Annotated in this window: 1 protein-coding gene; it reads left to right on the top strand. The window is 50.2% G+C overall.

Annotation, left to right across the window (positions count from 1 at the left end):
- Positions 1-205 precede the first annotated feature (205 nt).
- Positions 206-832 carry a hypothetical protein gene (locus AB9K35_RS00245; protein ID WP_369923932.1) on the top strand — a complete coding sequence of 209 codons (627 nt, stop codon included), beginning with the start codon at positions 206-208 and terminating at the stop codon, positions 830-832.
- Positions 833-940 lie beyond the last annotated feature (108 nt).

Here is a 940-nt window from a genome sequence, read left to right as displayed (position 1 = left end):
CACGCGGCGCTACATGACACTGGAAACCGTCGCCGCCATTTGCGACACTGCCCCCATGGACCCGGCGACAATCGCCGCCCTGTGACTGCGGCCGAGCCAAGGCCGAAGAGCAAAGTTACACCAACTCCCGGGACACTATCTAGTCAGTGAGTATCTTTACATTCAGCAAGATTGAAGACACCGGTGTAAACTGCAGCAAGATTCCTTGACGAATATCAACCTTTGCTTGAATGGTTGTTGTGTTGAGATCGCCACAAGAGGCAGGCAATTGACTAAGCTTTCAAAATACAATGCCAGCGGTTCTATGGCGGGGTATTTATTCCAGTGCAGATTGGCTTTGCTTAAAAGCTTGAAACTCATACGACGCAACCCAGATGCCATCATTTCCGTTGAGAAATTCGATGATATCGCCTTTGAGAATGCAGACTATGCAGACTGCCTCATTCAGGCAAAGCACCACGTGCAGCCAAAGTCTTTGGGTGACAAAAGCGTCGATCTTTGGAAGACTCTGCTGATCTGGATGGAAGGGGCTCAGCATGGAATTTTCGAACTGAGCAAAACTACATATGTTCTGATTACAACAGCAAGTTGCCCTCCGAACTCAGCAATGGAGCGACTACGTGAAGGGGCATCAAAGACAGACATAGATGCAGCATACGATTTACTATCTACCGCGGCGGAAAGCTCAAAGAGTGATGTAACTTCTGATGCTCGAACGGCATTCTTGAAGATGACCCCCGACGAGGCGAAGCTACTCCTGTCTCGTATAACGGTCATAGATCAGCACCCAAACCTCACAGTAAGCGGCGTCTCGACCCCACGTTGCTGCTGATGGCTTCGGCTGCGAAGTGATCTCCATCTCATGATGGGGAGTGCGTTTCGCAATGTGTGCTACAAATTCGTTTCTCAAATCGCTGGGCGTCGAGATCTACGCGTCGGG

It is taken from the genome of Leisingera sp. XS_AS12 (genome assembly GCF_041224635.1).
In the GTDB taxonomy this organism is placed as follows: domain Bacteria; phylum Pseudomonadota; class Alphaproteobacteria; order Rhodobacterales; family Rhodobacteraceae; genus Leisingera.
Note: the sequence above shows the minus strand (reverse complement) of the source record. Positions and strands in the feature narration are given on the sequence as shown.